This is a genomic window from Amycolatopsis sp. NPDC051372, from assembly GCF_040682095.1.
In the GTDB taxonomy this organism is placed as follows: Bacteria; Actinomycetota; Actinomycetes; order Mycobacteriales; family Pseudonocardiaceae; genus Amycolatopsis.
Map to the genome: position 1 here is coordinate 24,664 of NZ_JBFBAF010000029.1, position 13,028 is coordinate 37,691.

Annotated in this window: 15 protein-coding genes; 5 read left to right on the top strand and 10 right to left on the bottom strand. The window is 73.1% G+C overall.

The annotated features are described in order from the left end of the window. The first annotated feature begins 33 nt into the window (after positions 1 to 33). Both AB0M56_RS35815 and AB0M56_RS35820 read left to right on the top strand, forming a co-directional pair. Positions 34 to 939: a phosphatase PAP2 family protein gene (locus tag AB0M56_RS35815; protein ID WP_364184658.1), complete on the top strand. Its 906-nt coding sequence runs from the start codon at positions 34 to 36 to the stop codon at positions 937 to 939. A gap of 73 nt (positions 940 to 1,012) precedes the next feature. Further along, positions 1,013 to 2,404 carry a pyridoxal-dependent decarboxylase gene (locus AB0M56_RS35820; RefSeq protein WP_364184660.1) on the top strand — a complete coding sequence of 464 codons (1,392 nt, stop codon included), beginning with the start codon at positions 1,013 to 1,015 and terminating at the stop codon, positions 2,402 to 2,404. On the opposite strand, the gene AB0M56_RS35825 is transcribed toward AB0M56_RS35820, so the two are convergent. Both AB0M56_RS35825 and AB0M56_RS35830 read right to left on the bottom strand, forming a co-directional pair. Then, the gene (locus tag AB0M56_RS35825) at positions 2,382 to 3,353 is read right to left on the bottom strand and encodes a pirin family protein (RefSeq protein ID WP_364184662.1); all 972 of its coding nucleotides are present in this window, start codon (positions 3,351 to 3,353) and stop codon (positions 2,382 to 2,384) included. The two genes, AB0M56_RS35820 and AB0M56_RS35825, sit on opposite strands and share 23 nt — an antisense overlap. A gap of 121 nt (positions 3,354 to 3,474) precedes the next feature. Then, positions 3,475 to 3,930, bottom strand: coding sequence for a hypothetical protein (locus tag AB0M56_RS35830; protein WP_364184664.1), 456 nt, complete (start codon positions 3,928 to 3,930; stop codon positions 3,475 to 3,477). 63 nt (positions 3,931 to 3,993) lie between these two features. On the opposite strand from AB0M56_RS35830, the gene AB0M56_RS35835 reads away from it, so the two are divergent. Further along, entirely contained in the window at positions 3,994 to 4,821 is an 828-nt protein-coding gene (locus tag AB0M56_RS35835; RefSeq protein ID WP_364184666.1) for an alpha/beta hydrolase, read from the top strand. 23 nt (positions 4,822 to 4,844) lie between these two features. Here AB0M56_RS35835 and AB0M56_RS35840 read toward each other — a convergent pair whose 3' ends face one another. From AB0M56_RS35840 to AB0M56_RS35875, 8 genes are all read right to left on the bottom strand, one after another. Next, positions 4,845 to 5,771: a Ku protein gene (locus AB0M56_RS35840; protein WP_364184668.1), complete on the bottom strand. Its 927-nt coding sequence runs from the start codon at positions 5,769 to 5,771 to the stop codon at positions 4,845 to 4,847. Between the two features lie 61 nt (positions 5,772 to 5,832). Further along, positions 5,833 to 6,252, bottom strand: coding sequence for a DUF6292 family protein (locus AB0M56_RS35845; protein WP_364184670.1), 420 nt, complete (start codon positions 6,250 to 6,252; stop codon positions 5,833 to 5,835). 182 nt (positions 6,253 to 6,434) lie between these two features. Then, on the bottom strand, positions 6,435 to 6,809 hold the full coding sequence (locus AB0M56_RS35850) for a response regulator transcription factor (RefSeq protein ID WP_364184672.1): 375 nt from the start codon (positions 6,807 to 6,809) through the stop codon (positions 6,435 to 6,437). Beyond that, positions 6,806 to 8,233, bottom strand: coding sequence for a PAS domain S-box protein (locus AB0M56_RS35855; protein ID WP_364184674.1), 1,428 nt, complete (start codon positions 8,231 to 8,233; stop codon positions 6,806 to 6,808). The genes AB0M56_RS35850 and AB0M56_RS35855 overlap by 4 nt, the downstream gene beginning before the upstream one ends. A 43-nt stretch (positions 8,234 to 8,276) precedes the next feature. After that, positions 8,277 to 8,666 carry an ATP-binding protein gene (locus AB0M56_RS35860; protein ID WP_364184676.1) on the bottom strand — a complete coding sequence of 130 codons (390 nt, stop codon included), beginning with the start codon at positions 8,664 to 8,666 and terminating at the stop codon, positions 8,277 to 8,279. Between the two features lie 71 nt (positions 8,667 to 8,737). Then, positions 8,738 to 9,388 (bottom strand): response regulator transcription factor, encoded by a 651-nt coding sequence (locus tag AB0M56_RS35865; protein WP_364184678.1) that lies wholly within the window; start codon positions 9,386 to 9,388, stop codon positions 8,738 to 8,740. A 96-nt stretch (positions 9,389 to 9,484) separates the two neighbouring features. Continuing rightward, positions 9,485 to 10,585: a glutamate--cysteine ligase gene (locus tag AB0M56_RS35870; protein ID WP_364184680.1), complete on the bottom strand. Its 1,101-nt coding sequence runs from the start codon at positions 10,583 to 10,585 to the stop codon at positions 9,485 to 9,487. 28 nt (positions 10,586 to 10,613) lie between these two features. After that, positions 10,614 to 11,807, bottom strand: a complete 1,194-nt coding sequence (locus AB0M56_RS35875; RefSeq protein WP_364184682.1) for a peptidase dimerization domain-containing protein — start codon at positions 11,805 to 11,807, stop codon at positions 10,614 to 10,616. A 129-nt stretch (positions 11,808 to 11,936) separates the two neighbouring features. Between AB0M56_RS35875 and AB0M56_RS35880 the strand changes: the two genes are divergently transcribed. Next, positions 11,937 to 12,401 carry a hypothetical protein gene (locus AB0M56_RS35880; RefSeq protein WP_364184684.1) on the top strand — a complete coding sequence of 155 codons (465 nt, stop codon included), beginning with the start codon at positions 11,937 to 11,939 and terminating at the stop codon, positions 12,399 to 12,401. A 15-nt stretch (positions 12,402 to 12,416) separates the two neighbouring features. Beyond that, positions 12,417 to 12,872, top strand: a complete 456-nt coding sequence (locus AB0M56_RS35885) for a hypothetical protein (protein ID WP_364184686.1) — start codon at positions 12,417 to 12,419, stop codon at positions 12,870 to 12,872. Positions 12,873 to 13,028: the final 156 nt, after the last annotated feature.

Consider the following 13,028-nt stretch of genomic DNA (forward strand, 5'->3'; position numbering starts at 1 on the left):
CGACCGCTAAATCTCCCGCCGAGACTCGGGTCCATGGCAGTGACGTTCCCCGAGGCACCCCCGATCACCCCGTCCGGCTCCCCGCGCCACGCGCTCGAGGCGCGGACACCGTCGCGCACCGTGCTGCTCGTCGCGAGCGCGGTGGGCTGCGCGGTCGCGTTCCTCGTGGCGTACCTGCTCTTCGTGCGCACGGCAGCGGGCCAGGAGGCGGAGAACGGCGTGGTGCACAGCGCCCAGGCCACCGGCCCGTCCACTGTGGACTGGGCGGTGCCGTTGCGCGACGTGGACCTCGTGGTGCTGCTCGGCGCGGTCGCCGTGCTGGTCCTCGCGCTGGCGTTGGTACGGCGCCGGTTCGCCCTGGGCGTGACGGCGCTGGTGCTCCTCGCGACCCCGCTGGTCGCCGCGCAGCTGCTCAAGATCTACGTGCTCGACCGGCCCGGGAGCCACGACGGCTACGCGGTCGCGAGCCACAACAGCTTCCCGAGCGGGCACGTCAGCGCGGCGACGGCGGTGCTGTTCGCGCTGGCGGTGGTGCTGCCCGCACGGATGCGCACCTGGGTGCTCGCCGTGGGTTCACTCGGCGTCGCCTGGGTAGCCGCGGCGACCGTCGCGCTCGGCTGGCACCGGCTTTCCGACACCGTGGGCGGCTGCCTCCTCGTGGCCGCGGTGGTGTGTGCCGGCGCGGCGGTCGTCTCGGCCCGGCGGCCCGACGGGCGGCGGGTCCCGGTGCCGGCCACGGCGGCGGCGCTGGCGGGCCCGACGGTCGTGGTGCTCGCCGGGTTCGCGGTGCTGGCCTCGGCGACGTCGGAGGCGGCTCAGTTCGTGGCCGCGCTGCTGCTGGCGGGCGTGTCGGCCGTGGCGCTGGTGCTGCTGGTCGCCGGTCCGCTGCGGAAGGTGAACTTCGACCCGGGGCGGGCGCGGACGCGCCTGAGCCGCTGAGCGGGCCAGTTCCGCAGGATTGGCCTGCGACGGGCGTGGCCGTGCGCGGCTAGGGTCGCCGCAGGAGGTGGCTGTGTACTCGAAGCTGGCCGAAGACCTCGCCGGCCTGCCCGCGCTGCTCGACGCCGCGCGTGAGCAGGCCGGCGAGTTGCTCGCGGGGGTGGCGGACCGTCCGGTGGCGGTGCCGCCGGGGACGTTCGAACCCGCCGAGTTGCCGGAGGACGGCGTGGGCGCGCGGGCCGCGCTCGCGGAGTTCGGGCGACGCTGGGCGCCCGGGTTCGCCGCGAGCGCCGGGCCGCGGTACCTGGGCTTCGTCACGGGCGGCGCGACCCCCGCGGCGGTGGCCGGCGACTGGCTCACGGCCGCGGCGGACCAGAACCCCGTGTCGTCGCTGGATTCCTCGGCTTCGGACCTCGAACGCGAGACGGTCGGCTGGCTCGCGAAGCTGTTCAGGCTGGGACCCGCGTTCAGCGGCGCGTTCGTGTCCGGCGCGACGATGTCCAATGTGGTCGGTCTGGCGATCGGGCGCGAGTGGCTGGGGGAGCGGCTCGGCGTCACGGTCGCCGACGCCGGGGTCGCCGCACTCGGGCCGGTCGAGGTACTCAGCGGGTCGCCGCATTCCAGCGCGCTCAAGGCGATGTCCGTGCTGGGACTGGGCCGCTCGGCGCTGCGGCCGGTGACCGTGCAGCCCGAACGTGAGGCCGTGGACGTCGAGGCGCTGGACCGGGCGCTCGCCGAGCTGGGCGGGCGGCCCGCGATCGTGATCGCCAACGCGGGCACGGTCAACACCGTCGACTTCGACGACCTGCGGGCGATCGCCGCACTCAAGGAGAAGTACCCGTTCTGGCTGCACGTCGACGCCGCGTTCGGCGGGTTCGCCGCGCTCTCGCCCGAGCACGCGGGGCTCGTCGACGGGCTGGAGCTGGCCGACTCGGTGTGCGTCGACCTGCACAAGTGGCTCAACGTGCCCTACGACTCGGCGATCCAGTTCAGCCGCCGGCTCGACCTGCAGGTGCGCGTGTTCCAGAACTCGGCGGCCTATCTCGGCCATCCGGGCGACAACCCGGACTTCGTGCACCGCACGCCCGAATCGTCGCGGCGGCTGCGGGCGCTGGCCGCGTGGTGCACGCTCGCCGCGTACGGGCGGGCCGGGCACCGGGAGATCGTGGAACGCTGCGTCGCCCACGCCCGCGACCTCGGCGACCGCCTGGCCGGCACGCCGCAGTGGCGGCTGCTCGCGCCGGTGCGGCTCAACGTCGTCTGCTTCACGCTGGCCGAGGGCCCGACGCAGGACCGCATCGACGCCGTGGTGCGCGCCGTCGCCGCCGAGGGCGAGACGTTCGTGACGCCGACGGTCTACGCGGGCGTGCCCGCGCTGCGGGCCGCGTTCAGCAACTGGCGGACCGGGCGCGAGGACGTGGACCGGATCTTCGCGGCGCTCGTCAGGGGTTGCGGCGCGGCTTGATCCGCACGTTGGGCAGGACCGGAGCGGGCAGCCGCGCGGGGTCGCCCGGCACCTCGGGGATCGCCCCGAACTGCGGTGACTCGGCCTGCCACGCTTCGCGGTACTCCACGATCTCCTCGTGCGTGCGGGCCACGAAGTTCCACCACATCACGATGTCCTCGCCGAACGGCGGCCCGCCGAGCAGCATCACGCGAGCGCGGCCTTCGCCGGTGTTCGCGAGCTCGAGCGTGCCGCGGCCGGTGCCGAGGTAACCGAGGTCGGTGGTGTGCAGCGTCGAGCCGGCGAAGGTGACCTCGCCGGTGTCGACGAGCACGCCGTGTTCGTACTCGGGGTCGACGTCGAGCGTCACGCGGGCGCCGGGCTCCAGGACCAGCTCCGCGCCGAGCAGCGGGGTGAACGTCTTGACCGGCGACGTCTCACCGGCGAGCGTGCCGAGGAAAACGCGTGCGGTGGCGCCGCCGAGGTCGGTCACGGGCGGGGCGTAGTGCTGGAAGTCGCGCTCGGCGTGGCGGTGCGCGTCGGGCAGCGCGACCCACAGCTGCACGCCGTGCAGCGTGGTGGTCTCCGGCGTCGAGACCTCGGAGTGGCAGATGCCGTGGCCGCCGGTCATGAGGTTCAGCTCGCCCGGGCGGATCATCGCGTGGGAGCCGAGGCTGTCGCGGTGCTCGATCTCACCGGCGAACAGCCAGCTCACCGTCTGCAGGCCGGTGTGCGGGTGCGAGCCGACGGACATGCCGCCGGTCGTCCTCGGGTCGTCGGGCCCGTAGTGGTCGGCGAAGCACCAGGCGCCGACGAGCGAACGCTTGCGCTGCGGCAACGTGCGGCGCACCTTCATAGCGCGCGGTCCGCCCAGCGGCACGTCCCGCGCGCCGAGCACCTCGACCCCGCCGTGGCCGGCCGCGTCGTCCCCGCAGTCCAGGACGGGTGGCTCGGTCTCAACGTTGCTCATTCCTGGTGCCTCCACTCGCGCGGTCGGTTCACCGAAACCTTAGCGGGAAGGCTTGTGCCGCGTCGTTTCCGAGGCGCTGTGGGTTCAATCGGTGGGGGTTCGCGCGGTGGGGGTTCGAGGCTCAGTCTTGCGAGTTCGGGGTGGCTTCGTGGCCCGGCAGCCCGGCCGTGCGGTTCTCGCGCTTCACGCGGGCCTCGGCGAGGTGGCGGACGCCGCGGGTGAGCTCGCGCACGCGGGTCTCGTGGTCGTGAAACGCCCGGTAGTAGGTGGTGTCGTACTCCTCCACGATCTGGAACGTCCAGCGCCCGTGCAGCACGTTGCGGCCCAGCAGGTGCTCGGTGAGCCGGTCGGCGTGCGCGGCGTGGCCCGCGTCGCGCAGCATGGCGATGCCGTCGGCGAGCTTGCGGTCCGCGGAGCCGGTGAGCTGGTGGAACTCGTAGAGGTGGCCGCGAGCGATCTCGACGGTCTCCAGCGCCTCGGTGATCTTGCCGACCGCGTCCAGCGTCGCGCGGTCGGGTTCGAGGTGCTCGGCCGCGGTGTCGTCGAGCCGGAGGTCGGGGTTCGCGTCTGAGTCCATACCTCGCGAGGTACCCCGTGAACGCCGTTCCCTCACGCGCGCGGGCCGCTAGAGTCGCGGCGCATGGGGACCTCACACGATCTGACCCTCGCCGGCGACCGCGTGCTGCGCGTGCACGACAGCGGCCGCGGCGACGCCCGCACGGTGGTCTGGCTCCACGGCACGCCGCAGACCGGGACGCTGCTGGCACCGGTCCTGCAGGCCGCGGACGCCCGCGGGATCCGGGTCGTCTCCTACGGCCGGCCGGGCTACGGCGGTTCGAGCACGGTGCCGGGCCGCACCATCGGGTCCGCGGCCGAGGACGTGCGCCTGGCAGCCGACGCGCTGGGTCTCGGCCGCTTCGCGGTGGTCGGCGCTTCGGGCGGCGGGTCGCACGCGCTGGCGGCCGCCGCGCAGCTGCCGGACCGCGTCACCGCGGCCGTGGCCCTGGCCGGGGTCGCGCCGTACACCGAGGAGTTCGACTGGTTCGCCGGGATGGCCGACCCGACTTCGCTGCGTGCGGCCCGCGAAGGCCGCGAAGCGCGGATGGCCCACGCGCTCACGCACGAGTTCGACCCGGCGAGCTTCGTCGCGACCGATTGGGCGGCGCTGGAAGGCGCGTGGGGACCGCTGGGCGCCGACGCCGGGGAAGCCGGCGGCGCCGGCCACGACGGAGAGGTCGACGACGACGTCGCCTACGCGTCCGGCTGGGCCTTCGAGCTCGCCGACGTGCGCACGCCGGTCCTGCTGGTGCAAGGCGGTGCCGACCGCGTGGTCCCCGCGTCGCACGCGCAGTACCTGCTGGCCCACCTGCCCGACGCCCAGCTGTGGCTGCGGCCCCGCGACGGGCACATCTCGGTGCTCAACGCGCTGCCCACCGCGCTCGACTGGCTGCTCGCGCAACCCCGGTGACTCCCGGTGTCGCCGGCGGACGGTCAGGATGCCTCTTCCAGCGCCCGTTCCAGATCCGCGCGCTTCATCTTCGAGCGGCCCTTGATCTCGCGTTCCTTGGCCAGCTCGTCGAGTTCGGCCTTGGTGAGGTCCGCGAGCTGCGGCCCCTTCTCCTTCTTGCCACGCCGCTTCCCGTTCTTCACGCTGCGCTGCAGTGCCTCGAACAGGTCGACCACCTTCGTCGGCTCCGCGGCCTCGGTGGCCGGCGTGACCTTGTCGCCCTTGCGCTTGGCCTCGATCAGCTCGTGGACGCGGTCGGTGAAGGTGTCGCGGTAGTCCTCGGGCCGCCAGTCCTCCGTCAGCGCCTCGATGAGGTCCACGGCCATGTCGAACTCCTTGCCGCGCGCCGGCGCCTTCTCCGGCAGGTCCGGCAGCGACTTCTCCCGGTCCCGCAGGTCCGCGGCGAAGTGCAGCGTGTCGAGCAGCATCACCCCGTCGCCGGCCCGCACGAGCGCCAGGTACTCGCGCCCGCGCAGCACGAACTTGGCAACCCCCGCCTTGTCCGTCTTGGCCATCGCCGCGAGCAGCAGTGAGTACGGCTTGTCGTAGTCGGAACTCGCGGGGGCGAGCCAGTAGGTGCGGTCGAAGAACATCGGGTCGATGCCGGCGAGGTCGGCGAACGCCTCGACGTCGAGCGACTTGCTGCGCCCGGGGGCGATCTCGTCGAGCTCCTCGGGCTCGACCAGCACGTAGTCGCCGTCGTCGAGCTCGTAGCCCTTCACGATCTCGGCCAGCTCCACCTCGTCGCCGGTGCGCTCGTTCACCCGCCGGTAGCGGATGCGGTCGCTCGTGCCGCGCTCGAACTGGCGGAAGTGCACGGTGTGGTCCTCGATCGCGCTGTAGAGCCGCACCGGCACCGTCACCAGGCCGAGGGTCAGCGAGCCGCTCCAGACGGGCCGTTTCGGTGCCATGACGCACTCCTTTCCCGACTGGGGACTACCCGCTTTCGCCCGCGCCGACGCATCGCCCGCGTCAGGCCAGGCGTTCCAGCAGCTCGTCGTGCCCGCCCGCGCGGCGCAGCTTGCGCGGGTCGGGGCGGCCGAGGGAGTGGTCGGCCGCGCGCAGCGCCACCAGGAAGCGCTCGACGGCGGCGGGCTCGGCGAGCACGTCGTCAGCGTCGAGGTAGGCCAGCACGATCAGGTCCTCCCCGCACGAGGCCTCGATCGCCGCCGACCAGCCGTGCACCTCGTCCCACAGCAGCGCCAGGTCCCGGTCGGGGAACCGCTCGAGCCGCCGGTCGAGGGCGACGTAGGCCGAGACGGGCACGTCGAGGTCGACCGTGCAGGACTCCAGTCCCACGCCGACCGCGGCGGCCACCCGGGAGAGGTAGCCGCGCAACGCGCGGTCGAAGCCGTGGTCCACGCCGAGGTCCGTATCCACGAAGCTGCTCACGACGGACACCCTCTCTGTCGCCGGGGAAGGGGATCGCCCTGGGGCGAGCATCGGCTACCCGGTTCCGGGTCGCGTCACACCCCATTTTCGGGTGATTTTCCTGCCATACGGGCGATCCGGCGTGAGTGGCTCCGATCGGACGCGCCCCGGTCCGGCGACCGGAACCCCTCGTGAGCGCGCGGCTACCGTCCGGCCAGCCGCCGCACAGCCGCGACGATCTCGCGGTTCGGCACACCCTTCGCGAGGTACTCGACGGCGCCCGCGCTCTCCATGGAGGCCATGGACGCGTAATCGGAGTAGGCGGAGAACGCGAGCACCGCCGTCCCCGGGCAGCGGGCCGCGATCTCACGCGCGGCGCGGGCCCCGCCGCCACCGGGCATGCGCACGTCGAGCACCGCGACGGCGGGCCGGTGGCGCTCGGCGAGCGTGATCGCGTCTTCGGCGTCGCGCCCGACTCCGACGACCTCGATGTCGGGCTGCTCGTCGAGCACCTCGCGCAGGGCGTCGCGGATCATGTCGTCGTCGTCGCTGATCACGACGCGCAGGGGGCCGGTCACCGCTGCTCGTCCGGGGCGCTCGGCAGCCAGAACTCCACGGTCGTCCCTTCACCGGGTTCGCTGGACATCGACCACCAGCCGTGGGCCGACTCGGCGCGTTCGCGCATCTCGATCAGTCCGAAGTGGTCGCGGCCGGGGTCGGTACCGGTGACGGCGGTGCCGACCCCGTCGTCGGTCAAGCGGAACAGCGTGCCCCTGTCTACTGTGGACAACGAAACCTCCACTCGCGACGCGCGGGCGTGCTTGTGCACGTTGGTGAGCGCTTCCTGGCAGATCCGGTACCCCGTCACGGCGGCTTCCGAGGTGGGCTCGGCCGTGAGGCCGTGGCGCAGGGTGTACTGGAGCCCCCAGCCGGGCAGGGCCTCTTCGAGGTAACCGGTGAGCGCGACCACTAGCCCGTGGCGGTCCAGGTCCGGCGGTCGCAGCCGGGAGACGAGCGTGCGCAGCCGGTCGACCGCCGCGCGCACCGACTCGTCGAGCGCGTGCACGCCCTCACGGTGCTCCTCAGGCAGCCGGTCGGCCAGCAGCTGCAACCGCATGCCGACGGCGACCATCGACTGGATCGAGTCGTCGTGCACGTCCCACGCGATGCGCCGCCGCTCCACCTCCTGGGCGTCCACGAGGTGCCCGACCAGCCGGCGCCGCTGCACCAGGGCTTGCTCGGCGGTGCGGCGTTCGGTCATGTCGCGGGTGACCTTGCCGAACCCGCGGTGCGTGCCGGTGTCGTCGAACAGGGCGGTGATCACGACGTTGGCCCAGAACCGGGTGCCGTCCTTGCGCAGGCGCCAGCCTTCGTCCTCGAGCCGGCCTTCGGCGAGCGCGGTTTCGAGCTCGCGTTCGGGTTTGCGGGCGGCGATGTCCTCGGCGGGGTAGAACACGGAGAAGTGCCGGCCGATGATCTCGTGGGCGCGGTAGCCCTTGATGCGCTGGGCGCCGGCGTTCCAGCTGATGATGTGGCCGCCGGTGTCGAGCATGAAGATGCCGTAGTCGACCACGTCCTGAACCAGCAGGCGGAAGCGTTCCTCGCTCTCGCGCAGGGCCTCTTCGGCGGCGCGGCGTTCGGTCATGTCGCGGGTGACCTTGCCGAACCCCAGGTGGTTTCGCTCGTCGTCGAACAGCGCGGTGATCACGACGTTGGCCCAGAACCGGGTGCCGTCCTTGCGCAGGCGCCAGCCTTCGTCCTCGAGCCGGCCTTCGGCGAGCGCGGTTTCGAGCTCACGCTCGGGCTTGCGAGCGGCGATCTCCTCCGGCGGGTAGAACACGGAGAAGTGCTGCCCGATGATGTCCTCGGCCCGGTAGCCCTTGATGCGTTCGGCGCCCGCGTTCCAGGTGACGACGCGGCCGGTCGGGTCGAGCATGAAGATCGCGTAGTCGAGGACTCCCCGCACCAGCAGGCCGAGGTCGTCCACCGCGGGGTCGTCCATGCCCCAACTCTGCCTCATCCGGCTCACGCGGGCAGCCTCCGGTTCACTCGCGCGGAGCCCGGCCGAGCTCACACCAGACGACCTTCTCCGACACGCCGGGCGTGACGCCCCACGCGAGCGAGAGCTCCTGCACCAGCCGAAGGCCCCAGCCGCCGTCCGGACCGGACTCGCGAGTCGCCGGCAGCGCGGTGCTCTCGTCGGTGACCTCGAGCCGGACCACCGCGTCGCCGTACTTGAGCCGCAGCACGGGTTTCCCCTCGCCGTGCTGCACGGCGTTGGTGGCCAGCTCGGTCACGATCAGCAGCGCGTCGTCGGCCACGGCACCGAAGCCCCAGCCGGTCAGGGTCGCCCGGGTGAAGTCGCGCGCGAGCGCGAGACCGGCCACCGACTCGGGCAGCGCGCACTCGGCATCGACGGGCGCAGGAACCTCCACGTCGCCACTCTGCGCGAAACGCCCGTCGAGTGGCAGACGCAGATCAAGACCGCGTCACTGACGCAGGTGCATCAATCGAGCAGGCCCTCGCGCCGTGCGAGGGCGACCGCTTCGAGCTTCGAGCGCGCGCCGAGCTTCTCCAGCACGCGCTGCACGTGGTTGCGCGTGGTGTTGCGGGTGACGCCGAGGCGGTCGCCGATCTCCTCCGTGCTGGCGCCTTCCGCGAGCAACTGCAGCGTTTCCCGTTCCCGTGCGGTCAGCGCCGAGCCGTTGCCGCGGGCCCGGCCGGTGAGCCGGTCGAGCACGCCGGGCAGCAGCGCGGCGTCGAACACGACCTCGCCCTTGGCGACGCGCTGCACGGCCGACTCCAGCTGGTCCAGCGGCGCGGACTTGAGCAGCAGCCCCTGGCCGCCGGCCTCGGCCACGCGCGCGGCGACGGCGGGGGTGGCGTCGCCGGTGAGGACGAGGACGCGCGAGCCCAGCGCGGCAAGGTCGCCGATCGCGGCCACGGCGTCGCCGTCGGGCAGGCGCCGGTCGAGCACCACGACGTCCGGCCGCAGCCGGGCCGTGTCGGCTGTCGCGGCCTCGCGCGAGCTGGCGCGCCCGACCACGGAAATCGCGGGGGAGCGTTGCAGGGCGAGCTCGAGAGCCTGGGCCACCATGTCGTGGTCTTCGACGAGGAGCACCCGCACCGGGCCGGCGAACCGAGGCTCGACAGGCATGTCGCTGCCTTTCCACTTGGGACCGGGGACTGGGGCGGGTCTCGAAGCTGACCACTCATCGTAACCGGGTGACCGCCCGGCCACCGTCCGGGCGGGTCAGGCCGTCGACGGTCTCGCCGCGCCGGTCGGCACGGCGAAGCGGTCGACGACGTCGAGGGCGCTTTCCCGGTTCGCGAAGAGCCGGCGCTGGCGGTCGGCTCCGCCGCCGTCGCGAGCGAGCCGCGCGAGGCCTTCGAGGACGAACTCGGTGTCGCCGGCAGAACGGAGCGCGGGCGCGCAGAACTCGGCCAGCCGCTTGAGCACCTCCACGGCAGGCAGGAGGTCGCCGGTGGCCGGGTCGGGGCAATGGCCTGTGACGCCTTCGCGGGCGGCGCGCCAGAGCTGGCCGCGCAGCACCTCGTTGGACAGGTGCGGGGGATCGCCGGCGTCGAGCACCGTGGCCACGAGTGCGCGGCACAGCACGGCGAGCAGCGTGGCCTCTTCGGCGGTGGCGGCGACGTCTGCGACGCGGAACTCGACTGTCGGCTGCTTCTCCGACAGGCGCACGTCCCAGTAGACCATCCCGCGGTCGAGGATCGCGCCCGCGCGCAGCCACGCGTCCACGACGCCCTCGTAGTCGGCGTGCGAGGCGAAGCGCGGCGGGGGCCCGGCCGAGGGCCAGCGCGCCCATTCCTGGTTGCGCCAGCTGCAGTAGTCGGTGTCGATGCCGTCCGCGATCGCCGAGTTGGCCGTGACGGTGAGCAGCGCGGGCAGCCACGGCCGCACGTGCCCGAGCACTCGCGTGCCGGTCTCCGGGTCGGGCACGGCGACGTGGACGTGGCAGCCGCAGGTGAGCGTGGCGCGCGCGGTGGCGCCGAAGTGCGCGGCCATCCGCCGGTAGCGCGGGGTCGCGGTGATGGCCGGGAGCTCGCCGGCGGAGACGGGCGGACTCGCGCAGGGCAGGATCCGCAGCCCGCGCCGGTCGGCCGCGCGGGCGAGCGAGGTGCGCATCGCCTGCAGCTGCTCGACGGCTTCGTCGCGGGTCACGCAGATGCCGGTCGCGGTCTCGGCCTGCGACTTGGTGAGCTCCTGCTGGAGATCTCCCACGCCGCTGTCGCCGGCCGAGTCCAGCACGGCGTCGGCCGCGTGCACCGGGCGTCCCCGGTCGTCGACGACGAGGAACTCTTCTTCGATCCCGAAGGTGAGCACGTCGGCCATGGTGGTCCTTTCCGCGTCCTTTTCGGGGTCAGCTCGTGCGCTCGGCGCGGGCCTGGTCGGCGAAGCAGTCCCACGCCTGGCTCACCAGCGCCGGGTGCGCCAGCAGGTCCACCGTGGTCCTGCCGAGCGCCGCGGCCGCCGCGAGGAGCACCGAACGGGCCCGCGGGGACGCGGCCGCCGCGGCGAACTCCGGCGTGCGCTCGGCGTGGCCGGGGTCGAGGATCGCGATGAAGGGGTGGATCGTGGGCACCTTCAGGCTGACGTCGCCGACGTCGGAGGAACCGGGAAACACACCCGGATCCGGCGGCGTCGCGTGGATGCCGCGCGCGACGAGGTGGCGGGCGAAGTGGGCCGACAGCACAGGGTTGTCGCGCAAGTGCGCGCAGCCGGGGCCGAGCCGCTCGGTCTCGGCTTTCGCGCCTGTGGCCAGGGCCGAGCCCTCGGCGCACGCCGTCACGTCGGACACCAGTTTTTCGAGCGCGGCGGTGGTCGGCGCGGACAGCCCGAACCACGCCTCGGCCAGGTCGGGCACGACGGCGGTGGACTCGCCGCCGCGCGTGATGATGCCCTGCACGTGGAAGCCGGCGGGCAGGCGCGACTGCAGTGCCGCGACGGCGGTGAACGTCTGCACGAGCGCGGCCACCGCGTCGACACCGCGGCGCGGCACGGCGGTCGGGTGTGCGGCGCGGCCGTGCACGGTCACCCGTACGTCTGTACGGGCGGTCAGCGGCGCCCACGTCCAGGAGTGCGTGCCTGGGTGAAAGACCAGTGCCGCGTCGACGTCGTCGAACACCCCGGCGGCGGCGAGGGCGGCCTTGCCCGTGGCCGGTTCCGCGGCGGGGCAGCCGACGACGAGGATCGAGCCGCGTTCGTCGCCGGTGACGGCCCGCGCGGCAAGCGCGGCCCCGAGCCCGGCGGCCGCGACGAGGTTGCGCCCGCTCGCGTGCCCGAGGCCGGGCACCGCGTCGTACTCCAGCAGCAGCGCCACGCACGGCCGGGTTTCGCCGTGGCACGCGGTGAACGCCGTGGTCAGGTCCGCCACGCCGGGCTCGACGGCGAAGCCCGCCTCGGCCAGCTCGCCGGTCAGCGCGCGGACGGCCTCGTGCTCGGCGTTGGCCGGCTCGGGGCCGGCGTGGAGCGCGCGGGCGATCGACCACAGCCGCTCGTCCAGCCGCTCGATCTCCTCGTCGACCCGCTCGTGCCGGGTTTCGTCCGCCTCCATGTGCCACAAATACCCACCCGGCTCCGATTCGATACGGGCGGGGTCCGCGAGTGGGTAATTCGGCCGTGTGCCCGGCGCGGTGGGTGGGGAATTCTCGACGGGAAAGCAGCCGAGTCGGACGGAGCAGGCATGACAGCGGGAAGTTACCGGGTGAGCTCGCCCGAAGTGTCGTCGATCGTGAAGGACGTGGAGAGCCTGGGCTCCTCGGCGTTGTCCTCGACGCGCGACCTCGAGTCACTCGTGATCGACGCGCTCTCGTTCGCCGGGATCGGCAGCGGGGTGGCCGCGGCGAACTCGACGCTGCAATCGCAGCTGGTCTCCTCGCTCGGCAAGTTCGTGAACCTCATCGGCGAGGTCAGCGGCAAGGTCCAGTCGGCGGTGCAGGGGTACACCGACGCCGACACGGCCGTGGCGCAGGGGCTTGGCGGCGGTACGCAGGCTGCTGCTGGTGGCGGCGCGGCCGCTCCGGCTGCCGCGCCGACGCAGCTGGACGACCGCGTCGTCGACTCGATCATGCGGTTGGAAGGCGCGACCGGCGAGCAGGGCGGCGTGCCCGAGGTCTACGGCTTCCGCCAGAACATGCACAACGGCTAGGACGAGATCACGGCCGTGCGCAACCAGTACGGCATCGGCAGCGCCGAGGAACACGCCGTCGTCGCGCGCCTCATGTCGGCCAACGCCCGCACGGCCGGCGCCCTCGCCTTCACCGACCCCGGCACCCAGGCCGCCGTGATGTCCGGCGCGCACATGCGCGGCGCCGGCGGCGTGCGCGCCATCCTCAACCACATGGGCGGCGCCGACATCGTCCGCAGCGCGGGCACCCTCGACCCGGCCGCGGTGCAGCACATCCAGGGCCTCACCCCCGAGCAGTTCCAACAGGACTTCCACGACGCCCGCATCGAGTACGACCGCCAGGTCTACGGCGCCACGACCACCACGCAGGGCGGGCACACCCAGAACTGGTGGGACCGCTACGGCAACGGCCTCACGCAGCGCTACGACCGTGAACAGCAGGAGTTCGGTAATTTGGCCTCGGCGCCGCCGAGGCGTGCGAGATCGCTTTGAGCCGGCTGTGTTGTCTGCCTCGGCTCCGCCGAGGCGTGCGAGATCGCTTCGAGCCGGCTTCTTCCCTCCCGATTTTCACGCGGCCCAGGGGCCGCGTGAAAATCGCTCAGTCCAGAAGCCGGCGCGATCTCGCGTGGGGGTTGCGCCGGGAGTCGG

Coding starts and splice junctions, on each gene's coding strand:
- AB0M56_RS35835 (WP_364184666.1), top strand. CDS start 3,994: ATGGGGACCTCACACGATCTGACCCTCGCCGGCGACCGCGTGCTGCGC.
- AB0M56_RS35815 (WP_364184658.1), top strand. CDS start 34: ATGGCAGTGACGTTCCCCGAGGCACCCCCGATCACCCCGTCCGGCTCC.
- AB0M56_RS35875 (WP_364184682.1), bottom strand. CDS start 11,807: ATGGAGGCGGACGAAACCCGGCACGAGCGGGTCGACGAGGAGATCGAG.
- AB0M56_RS35865 (WP_364184678.1), bottom strand. CDS start 9,388: ATGCCTGTCGAGCCTCGGTTCGCCGGCCCGGTGCGGGTGCTCCTCGTC.
- AB0M56_RS35840 (WP_364184668.1), bottom strand. CDS start 5,771: ATGGCACCGAAACGGCCCGTCTGGAGCGGCTCGCTGACCCTCGGCCTG.
- AB0M56_RS35870 (WP_364184680.1), bottom strand. CDS start 10,585: ATGGCCGACGTGCTCACCTTCGGGATCGAAGAAGAGTTCCTCGTCGTC.
- AB0M56_RS35825 (WP_364184662.1), bottom strand. CDS start 3,353: ATGAGCAACGTTGAGACCGAGCCACCCGTCCTGGACTGCGGGGACGAC.
- AB0M56_RS35880 (WP_364184684.1), top strand. CDS start 11,937: ATGACAGCGGGAAGTTACCGGGTGAGCTCGCCCGAAGTGTCGTCGATC.
- AB0M56_RS35830 (WP_364184664.1), bottom strand. CDS start 3,930: ATGGACTCAGACGCGAACCCCGACCTCCGGCTCGACGACACCGCGGCC.
- AB0M56_RS35855 (WP_364184674.1), bottom strand. CDS start 8,233: ATGGACGACCCCGCGGTGGACGACCTCGGCCTGCTGGTGCGGGGAGTC.